The sequence below is a fragment of the Achromobacter sp. genome, from assembly GCF_032113835.1.
Taxonomy (GTDB): Bacteria; Pseudomonadota; Gammaproteobacteria; order Burkholderiales; family Burkholderiaceae_B; genus Achromobacter.
Map to the genome: position 1 here is coordinate 1 of NZ_DAMCTG010000105.1, position 16,889 is coordinate 16,889.

The 16,889-nt window shown below is 67.8% G+C and carries 14 protein-coding genes; 8 read left to right on the top strand and 6 right to left on the bottom strand.

Features of this window, described 5'->3' with window-relative positions; translation table 11 throughout:
- Positions 1-87: 87 nt before the first annotated feature.
- Both RT697_RS24110 and RT697_RS24115 read right to left on the bottom strand, forming a co-directional pair.
- Positions 88-1,275, bottom strand: a complete 1,188-nt coding sequence (locus RT697_RS24110; protein ID WP_313702223.1) for an FAD-binding oxidoreductase — start codon at positions 1,273-1,275, stop codon at positions 88-90.
- A 111-nt stretch (positions 1,276-1,386) separates the two neighbouring features.
- Positions 1,387-2,295, bottom strand: coding sequence for an AraC family transcriptional regulator (locus tag RT697_RS24115; RefSeq protein WP_313702224.1), 909 nt, complete (start codon positions 2,293-2,295; stop codon positions 1,387-1,389).
- A 164-nt stretch (positions 2,296-2,459) separates the two neighbouring features.
- Between RT697_RS24115 and RT697_RS24120 the strand changes: the two genes are divergently transcribed.
- The 4 genes from RT697_RS24120 (at position 2,460) to RT697_RS24135 (ending at position 5,991) form a co-directional block, all read left to right on the top strand.
- Positions 2,460-3,215 (top strand): SDR family oxidoreductase, encoded by a 756-nt coding sequence (locus RT697_RS24120; RefSeq protein WP_313702225.1) that lies wholly within the window; start codon positions 2,460-2,462, stop codon positions 3,213-3,215.
- Between the two features lie 212 nt (positions 3,216-3,427).
- Positions 3,428-4,426 (top strand): aliphatic sulfonate ABC transporter substrate-binding protein, encoded by a 999-nt coding sequence (locus tag RT697_RS24125; RefSeq protein ID WP_313702226.1) that lies wholly within the window; start codon positions 3,428-3,430, stop codon positions 4,424-4,426.
- A gap of 18 nt (positions 4,427-4,444) precedes the next feature.
- Positions 4,445-5,215, top strand: a complete 771-nt coding sequence (locus tag RT697_RS24130) for an ABC transporter permease (RefSeq protein ID WP_313702227.1) — start codon at positions 4,445-4,447, stop codon at positions 5,213-5,215.
- Positions 5,203-5,991, top strand: coding sequence for an ABC transporter ATP-binding protein (locus tag RT697_RS24135; RefSeq protein ID WP_056569941.1), 789 nt, complete (start codon positions 5,203-5,205; stop codon positions 5,989-5,991). The genes RT697_RS24130 and RT697_RS24135 overlap by 13 nt, the downstream gene beginning before the upstream one ends.
- A gap of 20 nt (positions 5,992-6,011) precedes the next feature.
- Here the strand turns inward: RT697_RS24135 and RT697_RS24140 are convergent, their stop codons facing one another.
- Both RT697_RS24140 and RT697_RS24145 read right to left on the bottom strand, forming a co-directional pair.
- The gene (locus tag RT697_RS24140; protein ID WP_313702228.1) at positions 6,012-6,563 is read right to left on the bottom strand and encodes a DUF4952 domain-containing protein; all 552 of its coding nucleotides are present in this window, start codon (positions 6,561-6,563) and stop codon (positions 6,012-6,014) included.
- The gene (locus RT697_RS24145) at positions 6,560-7,567 is read right to left on the bottom strand and encodes a LysR substrate-binding domain-containing protein (RefSeq protein ID WP_313702229.1); all 1,008 of its coding nucleotides are present in this window, start codon (positions 7,565-7,567) and stop codon (positions 6,560-6,562) included. Before RT697_RS24145 ends, RT697_RS24140 begins: the two co-directional genes overlap by 4 nt.
- A gap of 94 nt (positions 7,568-7,661) precedes the next feature.
- On the opposite strand from RT697_RS24145, the gene cydC reads away from it, so the two are divergent.
- Positions 7,662-11,270, top strand: a complete 3,609-nt coding sequence (cydC, locus tag RT697_RS24150; protein WP_313702230.1) for a thiol reductant ABC exporter subunit CydC — start codon at positions 7,662-7,664, stop codon at positions 11,268-11,270.
- 356 nt (positions 11,271-11,626) lie between these two features.
- Positions 11,627-13,513, top strand: coding sequence for an ABC transporter ATP-binding protein (locus tag RT697_RS24155; protein ID WP_313702231.1), 1,887 nt, complete (start codon positions 11,627-11,629; stop codon positions 13,511-13,513).
- A gap of 367 nt (positions 13,514-13,880) precedes the next feature.
- Here RT697_RS24155 and RT697_RS24160 read toward each other — a convergent pair whose 3' ends face one another.
- Positions 13,881-14,513: a LysE family translocator gene (locus tag RT697_RS24160; RefSeq protein WP_105238375.1), complete on the bottom strand. Its 633-nt coding sequence runs from the start codon at positions 14,511-14,513 to the stop codon at positions 13,881-13,883.
- 132 nt (positions 14,514-14,645) lie between these two features.
- Between RT697_RS24160 and RT697_RS24165 the strand changes: the two genes are divergently transcribed.
- Positions 14,646-15,128, top strand: a complete 483-nt coding sequence (locus tag RT697_RS24165) for an Lrp/AsnC family transcriptional regulator (protein ID WP_312434579.1) — start codon at positions 14,646-14,648, stop codon at positions 15,126-15,128.
- An 11-nt stretch (positions 15,129-15,139) separates the two neighbouring features.
- Here the strand turns inward: RT697_RS24165 and RT697_RS24170 are convergent, their stop codons facing one another.
- Positions 15,140-15,814 carry a DJ-1/PfpI family protein gene (locus RT697_RS24170; protein WP_312434574.1) on the bottom strand — a complete coding sequence of 225 codons (675 nt, stop codon included), beginning with the start codon at positions 15,812-15,814 and terminating at the stop codon, positions 15,140-15,142.
- A gap of 90 nt (positions 15,815-15,904) precedes the next feature.
- On the opposite strand from RT697_RS24170, the gene RT697_RS24175 reads away from it, so the two are divergent.
- Positions 15,905-16,792, top strand: a complete 888-nt coding sequence (locus tag RT697_RS24175; RefSeq protein WP_313702232.1) for a DJ-1/PfpI family protein — start codon at positions 15,905-15,907, stop codon at positions 16,790-16,792.
- The last annotated feature ends 97 nt before the right edge of the window (positions 16,793-16,889 follow it).

Below are 16,889 nucleotides of genomic sequence, written 5' to 3' on the forward strand. Positions count from 1 at the left end.
GCCGCCAGCGTGCGCGTGACGCCCCCGCCGTTCTTCCACGGCTCGGGCGGCAGCGCCAGCCAACTGGCGCGCACCGGATCGTGGGGATCAGGAGACTGCGCCAAGGCCGTACTTTCCGGTCAACAATGCACCGCGCTGAAAGCGCCCCAGTTCATAAGGCGTAAGCGACACGTCCGTCGCCAGCCCCAGCGCCTCTTGCGCCAGCACGCGGCCTACCGTGGGCGACAGCTTGAAGCCGTGACCCGAGAACCCAAAGCCCACGATCAGCCCTTCGACGCCGGGCACGCGGCCCAGCACGGGGTTCCAGTCGGGCGTCACGTCGTAGACACCGGTCCACGACGATGCCAGCCCGGCGGTCTCATACGCCGGAAACCGATCCGCCACCTGCGCACCGACCTCGGCCACGTAGTCGAGCGGAATGTCGCCCTGCTCGGCGTCGCTCTTTTGCAGGGCCTCGCCAACGACGCCTTCGCTGACCAGCATCTGGTTGCCGCCGTAGCTGCGGCAATACAGCATGCCGGGCGAGGCCAGGTCCTTGAAGACCGGCATTGAATACGTATAAGGCGCCGCGTCGCATTCCAGCGCCAGCACGGCGTGCCGCTCCGGCACGACGGGCATGGCGACGCCCGTCCAGCCGGCAAGCTCGGGCGTCCAGATGTTCTGCGTGCTGATGACGAGCGGCGCACTGTAGTCGCCTTCGGACGTCACGACGCCCGTCACCCGGCCGTTGTCGACGATCAGGCGCTGGACGTTGACGTTTTCCCGGATGGTGACGCCGCGGCGGCGGGCGCCGCGCGCAAAGCTGGTGGCCACCAGATACGCGTCGGCAAAGCCCGCCTCGGGCTCGTAGCCGATCAGCGCGGCGTTGTCGAAGGACGCGATCGGCAGCAGCTCGCGCGCCTGCGCGGCATCCAGCAATTCCAGCGCGATGCCCTGCGCCTGCTGCTGCGCCAGCGCGCCGCGCAGCGGTTCCAGCTTGTCGTCGTCGGCGGCGGTGATCAGGTAGCCGCATTTGACCAGGCCGCACGAGGCCTCGTCGTCGCCCAGATAGCTGGCGAAATTATTGAACACGCTCCACGAACGCTGGGCCAGTTCCACGTTCTCGCGCACGGAATAGTGCGTGCGCAGGATGCCGGACGACTGCGACGTGGTGCCCGCGCCGATGGTCTCGCGGTCCAGCACCAGCACGTTCTTCGCGCCGAGTTCGGCCAGGTGAAACGCCACCGAACTGCCGATCACGCCGGCACCAATCACGATCACGTCAAAACTTTTCACGACAAGGCTCCAAGGACAAGTGCGGCGAGTGTGGACCCGCCGTTTCGGAGCCGCCGCAATATAAGCGCCGCGAATACTTAATAAAAGCGTTGTGAAAAGGCGCGCACGGGGTCAGGCGGCCGCGCCGACCGCGCCGCGGATCGCCTCGGCGTCCTTGCCCGGCGGCAGGCCGAACATCCGCCGGTATTCGCGGGTGAATTGCTGGACGCTTTCATAGCCCACTGCAAACGCCGCGCTGCTGGCCGTCGCGCCTTCGGCGGTCATGAGCCGGCGCGCCTCGATCAGCCGCAGTTGCTTCTGGAACTGCAACGGCGACAGCGACGTGGCCGCCCGAAAGTGCTGGTGGAAGGACGACGGGCTCATGCCCGCCGCGGCCGCCAGCCGCTCGACCGGCAGCGGCTGCGCAAACCCGGCGCGCAGCAGCGCGACCGCGCGCGCAATGCGCTGGGCGGCGCTGCCCGGCCAGCCAAGCTGGCGGATCGCCTGCCCGTGGCGGCCAGCCAGCAGCCAGTAGTGCATTTCGCGCACCAGCTGCGCCTGCAGGACGGGCAGCGCCGACGGCCGTTCGACCAGGCGCATCAGGCGCAGCGCGGCGTCGGCGACCTCGGCGTCGGTCTGTTCCACCCGGACGGGCGCGCCCGGGTCTACCGGCCCCAGCTTCATCTCCAGCGCCAGCTCGGCAATCAGGCCCAGATCCAGATCCAGGACCAGCGAAAGGTACGGCTCCCCGGCGCCGGCCCGCGTGATCTGGCTGACCGTGGGCACATCGGCCATGATCAGCAGCGAATCGCCCGCGCTGAAGTCGAACGTGTCCGCGCCCAGCGCCACGCGTTTGGCGCCCTGCAGCACCAGGCAGGCGAGCGGCCGCGAGATCGCGTAGTCCAGCCCGGTGGGCTGCAGCGCGCGGATGACGGCCAGTCCCCGGATGGGCGTTTGTGCCACGCCCGCCGGGCTGGCGTGGGCCTGCGCGTAACGGCTGGCGGCGGCGCGCAAGGTGTCGTTCTGCAGCATGTCGTTCATGGGAGGGATCACAAAGGTTTGCCACCGGGCCATCGTAATGGGTTCCCGTGCGCCGGGAGGCACATTTGGAGGATCAGGCCAACAACGCCAAGGTTCAGGCAAAGGCCGTCCGCCGCATCCGCCACAGAATGAAGCCTCACCGCAACCCACCAAGGAGCCATTCCATGAGCACGATTTCTCTAGTTACCGGTTCGAGCCGCGGCCTGGGCCGCAGCGCCGCCCTGGCCCTCGCCCGCAAGGGCAACGACGTCGTCGTCACTTACCAGAGCCGCGCGGCGCAGGCCGACGAGGTCGTCGCCGAGATCGAGCGGCTGGGCCGCAAGGCCGTGGCGCTGCAGCTGGACGCGGGCAATGTGGCCGCCTTTCCGGACTTCGCAGCGCGGCTGCGCACGGTGCTGGCCGGGACGTGGCAGCGCGATTCCTTCGATCACCTCGTCAACAACGCCGGGCACGGCGACATGGCGCCGATTGCCGACATGAGCGTGGCGGCGTTCGACAAGCTGATCGATGTGCACTTCAAGGGCGTGTTCTTCCTGACGCAAAGCCTTTTGCCGCTGCTGGCCGACGGCGGACGCATCGTCAACCTGTCCAGCGGCCTGACGCGCGTGTCGGCGCCGGGCTGGGCCGCGTATGCCGCGGCCAAGGGCGCCGTCGAGGTGCTGACGGTCTACCTGGCCAAGGAGCTTGGCCACCGCCGAATCGCCGTCAACACGGTGGCGCCGGGCGCCATCGAAACGGACTTCCTGGGCGGCGCGGTGCGCGACACGCCCGAATTCAACAAGGCTTTCGCGGACATGACGGCGCTGGGCCGCGTAGGCGTGGCCGACGATATCGGTCCGATGATCGCCAGCCTGCTTTCCGAAGACAACCGCTGGGTCAACGCGCAGCGCATCGAGGTGTCCGGCGGACAGGGCATCTGACGCGCATGGCACAAGGCCGGGCCGCCGCCTTGCGGCCCGGCCGAAGCACCCCTTGCAGCAGCGCGCCTCTTTAAGCACCGCTGATGTTGACCATCGCCGCTCCTTATATTCATGCCGCCGCCAGGCGCTCGGGCGAAAGTCTCGTCTGCCGCACCCCAGAGTGCCGGCGACATGGAATCTATCGGTCAATCTACATACAGTAGGGGAAAAATATGAACATGAATCGCCGCGCCATGCTGGTGCGCACCGCTGCACTCGCGGGCGCAAGCGCCCTGGGCTTTCCGATGATCGGCCGCGCCGCCGGCGCGTCCTACACCTATGGCGGCTCGGCCTGGCTGGGCCATTACTCCGCCTACATCGCGATGAAGACGGGCCTCTTCGCCAAGCAGGGGCTGGACATCAAGTGGCAGAGTTTCGCCACGTCGTCGGACCGCATGAGCGCGGTGATGGCGGGCAATGTGGATCTGGCGGGCACCGGCGTGGTGTCGTCGCTGGCGCTGATGGCTGCGGGCGCGCGCCAGTTCCAGGTCATCGCCACCCCGAACAACTTCGGCCGCGCCGAAGGCGTGCTGGTGCGCGACAACGTCAAGTCCGTTGCCGATCTGAAGGGCAAGAAGATTGGCGTCACCTACGCCTCCAGCGCGCATGTGCTGCTGCTGGACGTGCTGCGCCAGGCGGGCCTGAACCCCGACCGCGACGTCTCCATCATCAACCTGCCCGCGACCAACCTGCTGTCCGCCTATCAGGGCAGCCAGATCGACGCGGCCGTGGCCTGGACGCCGGCCTTCGACCGCATCAAGGCCGTGCCGGGCACGCACGTGCTGCTGGACGACACTGCGTTCTCGCTCTACAAGCAATACGCCATCACGCCCGGACCCGACGTGCTGCTGACGCACGCCAAGCTGGGCAAGGAAAACCCGGACGCCGTGCGCAAGTTCCTGCAGGCGGTGTTCCAGGCCAACGCCATGCTGACGAACCAGCCCGAGGAAGCGGCGGGCGTGCTGCTGGAGCTGACCGGCCTGTCCAAGGACGAGCAGCTTGCCGTCATCAAGCAGACGCAGTGGTATTCGGCCGAAGACCAGAAGGCGCTGATGATCGAGCCCGGCAACTTCGTGAACGGCATGCAGAAGCTGGCCGAAATGCTGGTGTCGCTCAAGCAGATCGACCGCGCGCCCACCGTCAAGGACTGGGTCCAGTCCGCGTACCTCTGAGCCCGGGACTGTCTGCCTATGTCCACACGCTCGTCTTCACGCGAAACGCGCCTGCTCTGGGTCAGCGTGTTTTCGCTGCTCGGTTTTCTGCTGATGTGGGAAGGCCTGTGCCGTGCCGGCGCGGTCGATCCCATCTTTCTGCCCGCGCCGTCCCAGATTCTTGCGCGCGCGCTCTCCATGTCCGATCAGGGCACGCTGTTCTACAACGTGCTGGCCTCGACGCGCCGCGTCATGGTCGGCTTTCTGGCCGCCGTGATCGTCGCGATTCCGCTGGGCATCCTGCTTGGCACCTCGAAGGTGGCACGCGCCGTCTTCGATCCCATCATCTCGTTCCTGCGCCCGCTGCCGTCCATGAGCTGGATTCCGCTGTCGCTGCTGTGGTTCGGCATCACCGAAACGCAGAAGTACAGCATCGTGTTCATGGGGTCCTTCGTGCCGGCCCTGCTGTACGTGATGGAGGCCTCGCGCAGCATCGATCCGGTGCTGGTGCGCGCGGCGCGCAACCTGGGCGCCAACCGCTGGCAGGTCATGCGCGAGGTGCTGTTTCCGGGCTGTCTGCCGCAGATCCTGTCGGGCATGAAGATCATCCTGGGCCTGTCGTGGACCTGCGTGATCTCGGCCGAGCTGGTGGCGTCCAAGGAAGGCCTGGGCTTCATGATCATGAACGGCAAGGAATTCTTCCAGACCGACACCGTGGTGCTGGGCATGGTGCTGATCAGTTTCACCGTGCTGGTGACCGATCTGTGTTTGCGGCTTCTTGAACGATGGGTGCTGGCATGGCAGCGATGAACGACACGATGATCCGGCTGACGGACGTCTCCAAGGCCTACGGCGAAGTGCCGGTGCTGGACAAGGTCAACCTGGAGGTCAAGCGCGGGGAATTCCTGGTGCTGCTGGGCGCCTCGGGCTGCGGCAAGTCGACGCTGCTGAACCTGATGGCGGGATTCATCACGCCCAACACGGGGTCGGTGGAGATCAACGGCAAGAAGGTCACCGACGTGACCGCCGCCTGCGGCATGGTGTTCCAGCAGTACGCGCTGTTTCCGTGGCGCACCGTGCAGGAAAACGTGGAGTTCGGCCTGAAGATGCGCGGCATGTCGCGCCAGGAACGCGCGCCGATCGCCCGCAAGTTCATCGAGATGGTAGGCCTGAAGCATGCGGCGGACAAATTTCCGCACGCGCTGTCGGGCGGGATGAAGCAGCGCGTGTCGATCGCGCGCGTGCTGGCCAACGACCCTGACGTGATGCTGTTCGACGAGCCGTTCGCGGCGCTGGACGCGATGACGCGCCAGGTGCTGCAGGACCAGCTGCTGTCGATCTACGAGCAGAGCGGCAAGACCATCGTCTTCATCACGCACTCCATCGACGAGGCCCTGACGCTGTCGACGCGCATGGCCGTCATGGGGTCCAAGCCCGGCCGCATCGTGCAGGACATCCAGAACGACCTGCCGCACCCGCGCAGCGCGGACGTGCAACTGTCGCCGCGATTCGTCGAATTGAAACGGGCGATCTGGGAGCGCGTGCAGGAGGAAGTGACACGCAGCATGGAACTGGCCGGAGATTGACGCGAGCGCGCGCGCACGGCCTAGATGATGCCGGTGTACAGCGTGACCGTGATGCTGAAAGCGGGAATCCTGTCCCATTCGTTGCTGGGATAGCGCGGCGATTCCACGCCCATGCCCACGCCGTACTGCAGCCCGTCCTGTCCGCCGCGCCAGGAATGCGGCGCGGTTTCCCAGCCGCAGCAGACGTATGACAGCGGCGGCAGGCCGAACGCGTCGCGGAGCTGGGCGTGCGCCGCCGCCGCGTGGGCGCCGGTCACCTGGTAGCGGGCGATCATGGGTTTGGCCTGCCGGTCATCGTGCCGTTCGCAGCCCAGATATTCGACATGGGCGGGCTTTCGTCCCAACGCCTGCAGAAAGTCCCCGCAGGGCATGCCCGGCGGCGCCACGCCCTGCGCGCGGGCTTCGGCGTCGAGCGATTGGAAGTCCTGCGCAGCGCTATCCCGCGCCAGAAGGTCGGACGGGACCACCGCAAGGCCCAGCGCCACGGCGGCCAGCAAGGGGGCGAACCGCGGCGCCAGTAATGGCGTTCCCCGTGTCCGGCGCTGCGTGACCTTGGGCATGGTCCGGTTCATCGCGTTCCCCATGGCGTGATTTGCCGCGAGGCCACTGCGCCGAATGCGTCGCCCGGACGCTGCCACGCCCCCGTGCTTCGCCCTTCCTCGGATAGAAACTCCACCAGCGCGGGCAATGACGGGTCCATCGGCCGGTTGTCGTGGATGCGCATGACATAGCCCCACGAGCCCGGCATGCGCAGATGCGGCATCAATGGCACCAGCCGGCCGCTGGCCAGGTCCTCGTCGATCAGCGGCGCTCGGCCAAGCGCGATGCCGACCCCCGCCGCGGCGGCGGCCACCACGGTGCTCAGGCCGCTCAGCACCATCGGATCCTGCCAGTCATCCGGCGCAATCCCCAGCCGCGGCCCCCACGTGCGCCAGTCGGTCTCGGGGCTGTCGATGTGCTTTTCCTCCAGCCAGCGGTGGCGCAGGAACACGCGCGGGTCGTTGCGGTCGCCCTCGGCCACCAGCGCCGGACTGCACACCGGCACCACGGTTTCAGTCATGAGCGGAATGTCGCCCGGCGCGGCGATGTGCGGCCCCATCGCCCGAACGTGGAGGAAGGCGAGGTCGATGTCCTGGGTCTTCCAGGCCGGATCCTGGCTCGCGTGCAGGTAGACCTGGATGTCGGTGTCCGGATGCAGCTTGATGAAACGGCCGATGCGCGGCGCCAGCCACAGCGCGGCCAGCGACGGGTTGGCGGACACGTTCAGCGTGTAGCGCCGCTTGCCGCGGGCGCTGGCCCGGACATTGCGGCAGGCGGTCTCCAATAGGGTCAAGGCCTGTTGTACGGAAGCCAGCAGCGCGGCGCCCGCTTCCGTGGTCTCGGCGCGCCGCACGGTGCCGCCCCGGCGCAAGAGCGGCGCGCCCAGATCGGCCTCCAGCGCCCGCAACTGATGGCTGACGGCGCTTTTCGTGACGTTTAGCTCGGCGGCCGCGCGGCTCAGGCTGCCCAGGCGGGCCACGGCTTCGAAGGCGCGCAAGGCGGCCAGCGGCGGAGTTCGGTTGGGCGTGTCGGACATCGGTTGAGTTTATCTCAACCCTTGATTGAAAATTCATCGCTTTCGCGCGCGCGCCGGATCGGGGACGATGCAGGCTCTGGATGGAGTAATGGCTATGTATTTCGATTCGAGGCTCTGGCGCCTGACCGAGGGTCTGCGCGCCGGCATGGCGGGCGGCATCTTCCTGGGCCTGTTGGCCCTGGCGGCCGGGATTGCGCGGTATGTGTTCCTGGGACAGTTGCTCGCGCGCGTGTTCGACGGGGCGCCGTGGCAGGAATGGGCCACGCCCGCGCTCTGCGTGGCGGCCATGGTGCTGCTGCGGGCGTTCCTGGACGACTGCCGCACGGTGCAAGCAAACCGCACGTCCGCCGCCATCCAGCACACGCTGCGCGCAAAACTGTACGACCGCATCGTCGCGCTGGGACCCGCCTGGTTCGCCAATCAGCGCACGGGCGGCGTCATGCTGACGGTGGTGGACGGCGTCGAACAGTTGCAGACCTTCTTCGGACAGTACCTGCCGCAAGTCGCCATCGCGGCGGCCGCGCCGTTTGCCATCTTTGCCGTCATCGCGTTCTGGGACGTGCCGACTGCCCTCGTCTTCCTGGCCGCCGCGCTGTTCGCATTGTTCGGGCCGATGGCCGTACACATGCTGGACCGGCGTGCCAGCCTGGCGCGCAGCCGTTCGCTCAATGAATTCGGCGAAGAGTTCCTGGACGCGGTCCAAGGCCTGCCCACGCTCAAGTCGTATGGCCAGGGCAAGGCGTGGGGCGAGCGGCTTGCCGCCCGCGCGCGCAGCCTGTCGGACAACACGTTCTGGGTGCTTTCGGTCAGCCTGCTGACGCGCGGCATCAGCGACCTGGGCGTGGCGCTGGGCGCCGCGCTTGCGCTGACGCTGGGCGCGTGGCGCGTGACCACCGGCGACATGAGCGTCGAGGCGCTGCTGATCGTGCTGATGGCCGGCACCGAGATCTTCCGTCCGTTGCGCGACCTGCGCGCGGTGCTGCACCGGGGCATGCTGGGACAGTCGGCTGCCGCCAGCATCCATGCGCTGACGGACGCGCAGCCCCTCACGCCCGCACCCGACACGCGCGCCGCACAAGCGGCCCCGGCCCGGCTTTCGCCGACCATCGAATTCGACAACGTCGCCTTCTCGTACACCCCTGAACGCGCCGCTCACCGGGGCCTGGCGTTCCGCATTGCGGCGGGCGAACGGGTCGGCGTGGTCGGCCCCAGCGGCGCGGGCAAATCCACCATCGTGCGGCTGCTGCTGCGCGAATGCGTGCCGCAATCCGGCGCGGTCCGCGTGGGCGGGCACGACGTCAACGCGCTGGACACGCAATTCCTCTTGTCGCACATCGCGCTGGTCAGCCAGGACATCACGCTGTTTCACGGCACCATCGACGACAACCTGCGGCTGGGCCGCCCCGACGCGACGTTTGATGAGGTGCGCGCCGCCGCTCGCGCCTCCAACATCGACGACTTCATCATGGCGCTGCCCGACGGCTACGCCACGCGCATCGGCGAGCGCGGCCTGCAACTGTCGGGCGGCCAGCGCCAGCGCGTGGCAATCGCCCGCGCCCTGCTGCGCGACGCGCCCATCCTGATCCTGGACGAGGCGCTGTCGTCCGTGGACACCGAGAACGAGGCGCTGATCCAGCAGGCGCTGGACCGCCTGATGGCCGGCCGCACGACGCTGATCCTGGCGCATCGGCTGGCCAGCGTGATCGGCGCGGACCGCATCCTGGTGCTGGACCAGGGCCGTGTGGCCGAGGCCGGACCGCATGCCGACCTGATGCGCGAGAAAGGGCTGTACTACCGCCTGATGCACGAACAGGCGGCCGCGCACCGCAACCCGGCCGCCGGCTCGCCGCCATCAAAGCAGCAGGCTGCGGGCGATACCGCCGCTGAGCCCGACGACATCAACGCGCCCGGTCCGGCCCTGCGGTCGCTGGACGCGGATGCCGACCAGGTCGGCTGGCGCGCCACGTTGGGCACCCTGCTGTCGGTGGTGCGTCCATGGCGGGGCACGCTCATCGCGACCATTCTGCTGGGCGTGGCGCGTGTCGCCGCCTTCATCGGCGTGGGTGTATTCAGCGCCCTGATCGTGGCCGCCATCCGCGACGGCGGCGATACCACCGCGCTGATCGTCGGCCTGCTGATCGCCGCCCCGCTGGCCGCGCTGTTCCATTGGCTGGAGTCTTGGCTGGCGCATGCGATGGCCTATCAGCTCCTGGCCGACATGCGCGTCAAGCTCTACGACAAGCTGGAACGGCTGGCGCCCGCGTACCTGCTGCAGCGCCGCTCGGGCGATCTGGTCGCGCTGGCCACGCAGGACGTGGAGATGGTCGAGTACTTCTACGCGCACACCATCGCGCCGGCCATCGTGTCCGTGCTGGTGCCGCTGTCCGTGCTGGGCTTCCTGGGGTTTTACAGCTGGCCGGTGGCGCTGGCGCTGCTGCCGTTCCTGGCGTATGCGCTGGTCTCCCCCGTACGCGGCCGGCGCCGCGTCGACGCGCTGGGCGACAAGGCGCGCGAGGCGCTGGGTGAGATGAGCGCCCACACCACCGACACGATCCAGGGCCTGGCCGACCTGACCGCCTTCCAGGCGACGGGCCGGCGCCGCGATCAATTCCTGAAGGTGGCCGATCACTACCGCGCCCGGCGTCTTGCCATCCTGCGCGACCTGTCTCGTCAGACTGCCTGGTTTGAAATCGCGATGGGCCTGGGCGGGCTCGCCGTGGCCGTCGTGGGCGCGCTGCAGGTGCAGGCCGGTACGCTGCAAGCCGGCATGTTGCCGCTGCTGGTGCTGATCGCGCTGGCGACGTTCCTGCCGGTGTCGGAGATCTCGCAGGTCAGCCGGCAACTGGCCGACACCATCGCCGCCACGCGCCGTCTGCACGTGGTGGCCAACGAACCCGAACCGGTCGTGGATGGCCCGCGGCCCGCGCCGGTGGCGCCGCATGGCCTGTCGCTGGCGTTCGAGCGCGTCAGCTTCGCCTACCCCGGCAAGCGCCAGGACACGTTGCGCCAGCTTAGTTTCACCGCGCCTGCCGGCGCCACGGTGGCGATCGTGGGCGCCTCGGGCGCGGGTAAGAGCACGGTGGCCAGCCTGCTGCTGCGCTTCTGGGATCCGCGCGAGGGCGCGGTCAAGCTGGACGGCGTGGACGTGCGTCAACTTCAGCTGGACGGCCTGCGCGAGCGCGTGGCGCTGGTCACGCAGGACACGTATCTGTTCAACGACACGCTAGAGGGCAACATCCGGCTGGCGCGTCCCGAAGCCAGCCGCGAGGAGCTGATGCGCGCGCTGGAGCAGGCGGCGCTGGCCGACTTCGTACAGCGTCTGCCCGAGGGCCTGGCGACGCGCGTGGGCGAACGCGGCATGCAGTTGTCGGGCGGCCAGCGCCAGCGCATCTCGATTGCGCGCGCCTTCCTGAAGAACGCGCCCGTGCTGATCCTGGACGAAGCCACGTCGCACCTGGACACGCTGTCGGAAATGCAGGTGCGCGGCGCGCTCGACGTGCTGATGCGCCACCGGACGACGCTTGTGATTGCGCACCGCCTGTCCACAATTCGCGACGCCGACCTGATCCTGGTGCTGGACCGAGGCACGCTGGCCGAATCCGGCACGCATGACCAACTGCTGCGCAAGCAAGGGGTGTATGCGCGGCTGGCAAGCCATCAGGGTGGGTATACCGCTGCGGGCGCGGCATCGCTGCCCGGTTAGCGACGCGTTGAAAAAAACCGACAGCGCATTCCGTCCCCCGGCACGGCCCGTTGATTCGCCTACATCACTTGGATAGAATCGGCAATTCGGGCCTCGCGCCCATTCCTTTTTTCCCTCACCCACCGACAGGGAGGCTGCATGATGTACCCCATGCCCAACGCCGTCCCGCGCGTGTCCCCGCGACGCCATTAAGTCGTCGCCCGCGCGGCTCCATCGCCAGTTCCCTACCTGGCGACCGGTCCGCCGTGTCCATCTGAACCCCTAACGCAGTTGCCAGCGCCCCTTCCGGCGCACGGCGTGTTTTCCCTCTTTCCTTACAAGGAACCTGGCGTGTTCCCTGCCGCCAGGCCATGGCAATGGCTAGAAAAAAAATCGACTTTCGAGGACAGGCCTTCAAGGATGTCCTGGGCTTTACCTTCCGCTATTGGGGCCGGCAGCCGCTGCGCATTGTGGTCATCGTGGCGCTGGCGCTGCTGTCCGCCGTGGCCGACGTGCTGACCCCGATGTACGCCGGCCGCCTGGTCGACGCGGTGGCGTCGGGCGCGGCCGGCGACCAGCTTGCCTGGAACGCCGCCATCACGGCCTTCTGGCTGCTGGTCGCGCTGGGCGTGGGCGGGACGCTGCTGCGCCAGGCGGTGTTCCAGAACATCATCACCTTCACCTTGAAGATGATGAACGGCATCGCCTCCAATGCCTTCTACCGCGTGCAGCGCTTTTCGACCGACTGGCATGCCAACAGCTTCGCCGGCTCGACGGTGCGCAAGATCACGCGCGGCATGTGGGCGGTGGACCTGCTGAATGACACGCTGTTGGTGGCGCTGCTGCCGTCGGTCGTCATGCTGCTGGGCGCCACCGCGCTGCTGGGTGCGCATTGGCCGTTGATGGGGCTGGTCGTGGGCCTGGGTTCGGTGCTCTACATCGCCGTCACCGCAACGCTGTCGCTGGCGTACGTGGCGCCCGCCGCACGGCTGGGCAATGCGTGGGACACGCGCATGGGCGGCGCGCTGGCCGATGCGGTCAGCTGCAACGCCGTGGTCAAGGCCTTTGGCGCGGAGACGCGTGAAGAGGCGCGGCTCGACCGCGTCATCGACAAGTGGCGTCGCCGCACGCGCCGGACCTGGATCCGCGCCACGTTCAACGGCGGCATCCAGGGCGCGATGCTGGTGACCATGCAGGCCTCGATCCTGGGCGCGTCGCTGCTGCTGTGGTCGCGCAACCAGGCCAGCGTGGGCGACATCACGTTCACGCTGACCATGTTCTTCGTCCTGCAAGGCTATCTGCGCGACGTGGGCATGCACATCCGCAACCTGCAGCGCTCGGTCAACGACATGGAAGAACTGGTGTCGCTGGAAAAGCAGCCGTTGGGCGTGGAAGACCGGCCGGGCGCGGGCGACATCGCGGTGACGGCGGGCGAGATCCGCTTTGAAGACGTGACGTTCCGCTACGGGGCGCACAACGTCGCGCTGTACGACCGGTTCTCGGTGCGTATCGCGCCGGGCGAACGGGTGGGCCTGGTCGGCCACTCGGGTTCGGGCAAGACGACGTTCATCAAGCTGATCCAGCGCCTGTACGACGTGAACGGCGGCCGCATCACCATCGACGGGCAGGACATCGCCCAGGTGAAGCAGGCGTCGCTACGCGGCCAGATCGCGATCGTGCAGCAGGAGCCCGTGCTGTTTCACCGGACGCTGGCGGAAAACATCGCCTACGCCCGTCCGGGCGCGTCGCAGGCGGAGATCGAGCAGGCGGCCAGACTGGCCAGCGCGCATGACTTCATCATGGCCCTGCCCAAGGGCTACGAGACGCTGGTCGGTGAACGCGGCGTGAAGCTGTCGGGCGGCGAACGCCAGCGCGTGGCGATCGCGCGGGCGTTCCTGGCCGACGCGCCGATCCTGATCCTGGACGAAGCCACGTCCAGCCTGGACAGCGAAAGCGAGGTCCTGATCCAGCGCGCGATGGACCGCCTGATGGAAGGCCGCACGACGCTGGTGGTGGCGCACCGCCTGTCGACGGTCCGGGCGCTGGACCGTCTGCTGGTGATGGACCATGGCCGCGTGATTGAAGAAGGCAGCCACGACGCGCTGATCCGCCTGAAGGGCGGCCTGTACCGGCGCCTGTTCGAGCGCCAGGCGCTGGAGCTGACCAAGGGGCTGGACCCCGCGGAACTGCTGGAAGACGGCGCCGTCCCGCCGCGCACGAAAGATGACGAGGTGGATGCAGCTTCGTTCGCCTTCGGCAAGTGATGCTGGCGCGGTGGTAAACAACAAGGCCCGGTGCGATGGTGCGCCGGGCCTTGTTTTGTTTGGAAGTTCGACGCATTGGGCCGGTGTCTGACACCCTCTGAGATGCAGTTGCAAAAGGCCGATCACTTCCCCAGGGTGTCAGACACCTCATTTGGTCCTACAAAACCACGGGTGTCTGACACCTCATTTGGTCCTACAGAACCATCGTCAGGGCTTCAGTCACCCAGTTCGTTGCTCCGGTCCCGGTGTCTGACACCCTCTGAGATGCAGCCGCAAACTGTCGATCACTTCCCCAGGGTGTCAGACACCTAGCAAGCTGCCGATCACCTCCACACGGTGTTAGACACCTGGCAAATTGCCGCGCGCGTCAGGCGGGGCGGTTGGCGAATGTCAGGCGCAGGCCGAAGCCGATCAGGGCGGTGCCGAAGACCAGGGCCTGGATCTTTTGCGCGCGCGGGCTGGCGGACATCCAGCGGCCTACCGCGCCGCCGGCCAGCGCGCACAGCACGTCGAACGTCAGGCCCAACCCGACCAGAATGACGCCCAGCACGGCGAACTGCTGGCCGATCGGGCCGCGCTCGGGCGATACGAACTGCGGCAGGAGCACCGAGCAGAACAGCAACGCCTTGGGGTTGAGGACGTTGGTCAGCACCCCGCTCATCAGCGCGGGCCCCCAGCCTGCATGCCGCGGCGCGGCCTCCCCGTCCAGGGGCGGAATCGCAAGCGGCGCGCGCAGCAGACGGATCCCCAGCCACACCAGATAGCAACCGCCCACGGTACGCGCCGCGTCGAACGCCCACGGGTGCGTCTTGAACAAGGCCGCCAGACCCAGCGCGGCCAGCGTCACGTGCGCCGCGCGTGCAATCGCCAGCCCCGCCGCCACCGCCAGCGCCTGCCCACGGCCGCGCAGCAGGCCGGTTTCCAGCAGCAGGATCATGTCCGGCCCGGGCACCACGTACACAATCAGCAAGGCTCCCAGAAACAACGCCATATCGGCCATGACCGCACTCCACCACAAGATTTCAATGGCGAGATTCTAGGAAAAAGGGGCTGGCATGTGCTTGCCATTCTTGCCAACTTGGATACTATTCCTGGCACAACACACCAATCACACCAGAAATCCCCCACATCCATGCCAAAACGCCAACTTGACGCCTACGACCGCCGAATTCTGGAGGCGCTGCAGAAGAACGGCCGGCTCACCAATGTGGAGCTGGCGGACCAGATCGGCCTGTCGCCCTCGCCCTGCCTGCGGCGCGTACGGATGATGGAGGAAGCCGGCGTCATCCAGGGCTACGAAGCGCGGCTGGACCCGCACGAGGTCGGACTGGGATTGACGGTATTCGTGGGGGTGAAGGTCGAGCGCCACCATGAGCGCGACGCCGAGATGTTCCGCAACGAGGTCAGCGCGCTGCCGGAAGTGATCGCCGCGCATCTGGTGTCCGGCGAGTCCGACTTCCTGTTGCAGGTCGTGGTGCCTGATCTGCGCGGGTACGAGCAGTTCCTGCTGCATACCCTGCTGAAACTGCCCGGCGTGAAGGACATCCGCAGCAATTTCGCGATCCAGACGGTGAAGAAGCAGAGTCCGCTGCCCCTGGATCATCTGGGCCGGTAAGGCTCATCGCCTCACGGCATGGCCGCCGCCGCCCGCTCCACCGCCGCGCTGCGCCGCTCGAAACGCGCCTGCGACATCGCCAGATAGCGCTCCACAATGGCCGGGTCCGACGTCTTCGGCGTGCCGCCCGGAAACGGCGGCTTCGGGTCGTATTCGATCTGCAACTGGATCAGCTTGGCGACATCCTCGCCGCACAGCGACGCCACGACCTTCAACCCCATGTCGATCCCCGACGTCACGCCGCCGGCCGTGAATACGTTGCCGTCCACGCAAAGGCGCTCGTCGCTCGGCGTGGCCCCAAAGCGCGCCAGCAGCTCACGCGCCCGCCAGTGGCTGGACGCCCGCTTGCCTCGCAGCAGCCCGGCCGCACCCAGCAGCAGCGAGCCCGTGCAGATGCCGAAGAGGTACTTGGCGCCCTGCCCCTGCCGACGCGTGAAATCCACCCACGCCGGATCGACGATGGCGTCGTCCGTGCCCGGTCCGCCCGGCACGACCAGCAGGTCGCACGGCGGCGCCGAGTCGATCGTTTGCGTGGGCACGAAGCGCAGCCCCCGGTCGCAACGCACCGGATCCATCGTTTTTGCGACAAAATCCACGGTAAATCCCGGCGCGTTCGCCAGCACTTCGTACGGCCCGGTCATATCAAGCTGAGTCAGCCCTTCGAACAAGACGATATTCACCTTCATGACGCTGCTCCCATGAAAACGCCAGAACCCAGCATAGGCGAACACCCGCCACGCGGTGCGCCAGAATGCGCGCCAATCGCGCCACAGCGCGTGATGTTCGTGCTGTACGACGGTTTCCAGCCGCTCGACCTGGCCGGACCGTGGCAGGCCTTCAGTTCGGCCAACGAAGAAGCGGGCCGCCAGTTGTACGCGTTGAACACGATCGCGGCATCGCCGGTGGTCGCCACCTGGGAACAGGGGCTGCGCATGCAGGTGGATCGCACTTTTGAGGCGGACGGCGACGACCCCATCGACATGCTGCTGGTGCCCGGCGGCCCCGGCGTCGACCGCGCCGCGGCGCACGGCGAAACGCGCGCCTGGCTGCGCCGCCGCGACGCCGGCACGCGCCGCACCAGCAGTGTCTGCACCGGCGCATTCGTGCTGGCCGCCGCCGGCCTGCTCGACGGCCGCGCCGTGACCACGCACTGGCGGTCGGCCGACCGGCTGCGCCAGCTTTACCCCGGCCTGCGCGTCGACGACGACCGCATCTTCATCGAAAGCGGCAAATACTGGACCTCCGCAGGCGTCACCGCCGGCATCGACATGGCGCTGGCCCTGATCGAGCGCGATTTCGGCGCTGCGCTGTCCCAGCAGGTCGCGCGGCGGCTGGTCGTCTTCATGCGCCGCAACGGCGACCAGCGCCAGTACAGCCAGACGCTGCGGCTGCAGGACCGCGTGGCCGCGCCGTTCCGGGAACTGGTCGAAAAAATGGAGGCGCGCCTGTCGGCCCGCTGGTCGGTCGACGACATGGCCGACGCCTGCCGCATGTCGCGGCGCACGTTCCAGCGCAAGTTCGCGGCGCACTTCGGCGTCGCGCCGACCGAAGTGCTGCGGCGTCTGCGCGAAGAGCGCGCCGGTGCTTTGGAGAGCGCGGGGAAGATGACGAGGAAGACCGTCGAGCAACACGTGGGGCCGGTGCACAAGCGGCCGCGGCAATAGCTTCAAGGCTGCGTCAGCGGCGATAACGGCAAGGCTGCGTCCGATCTTCGTAGGTCGCCCGACGCCGCGGTCACCGGGGAGGCGATCGCCCACGATT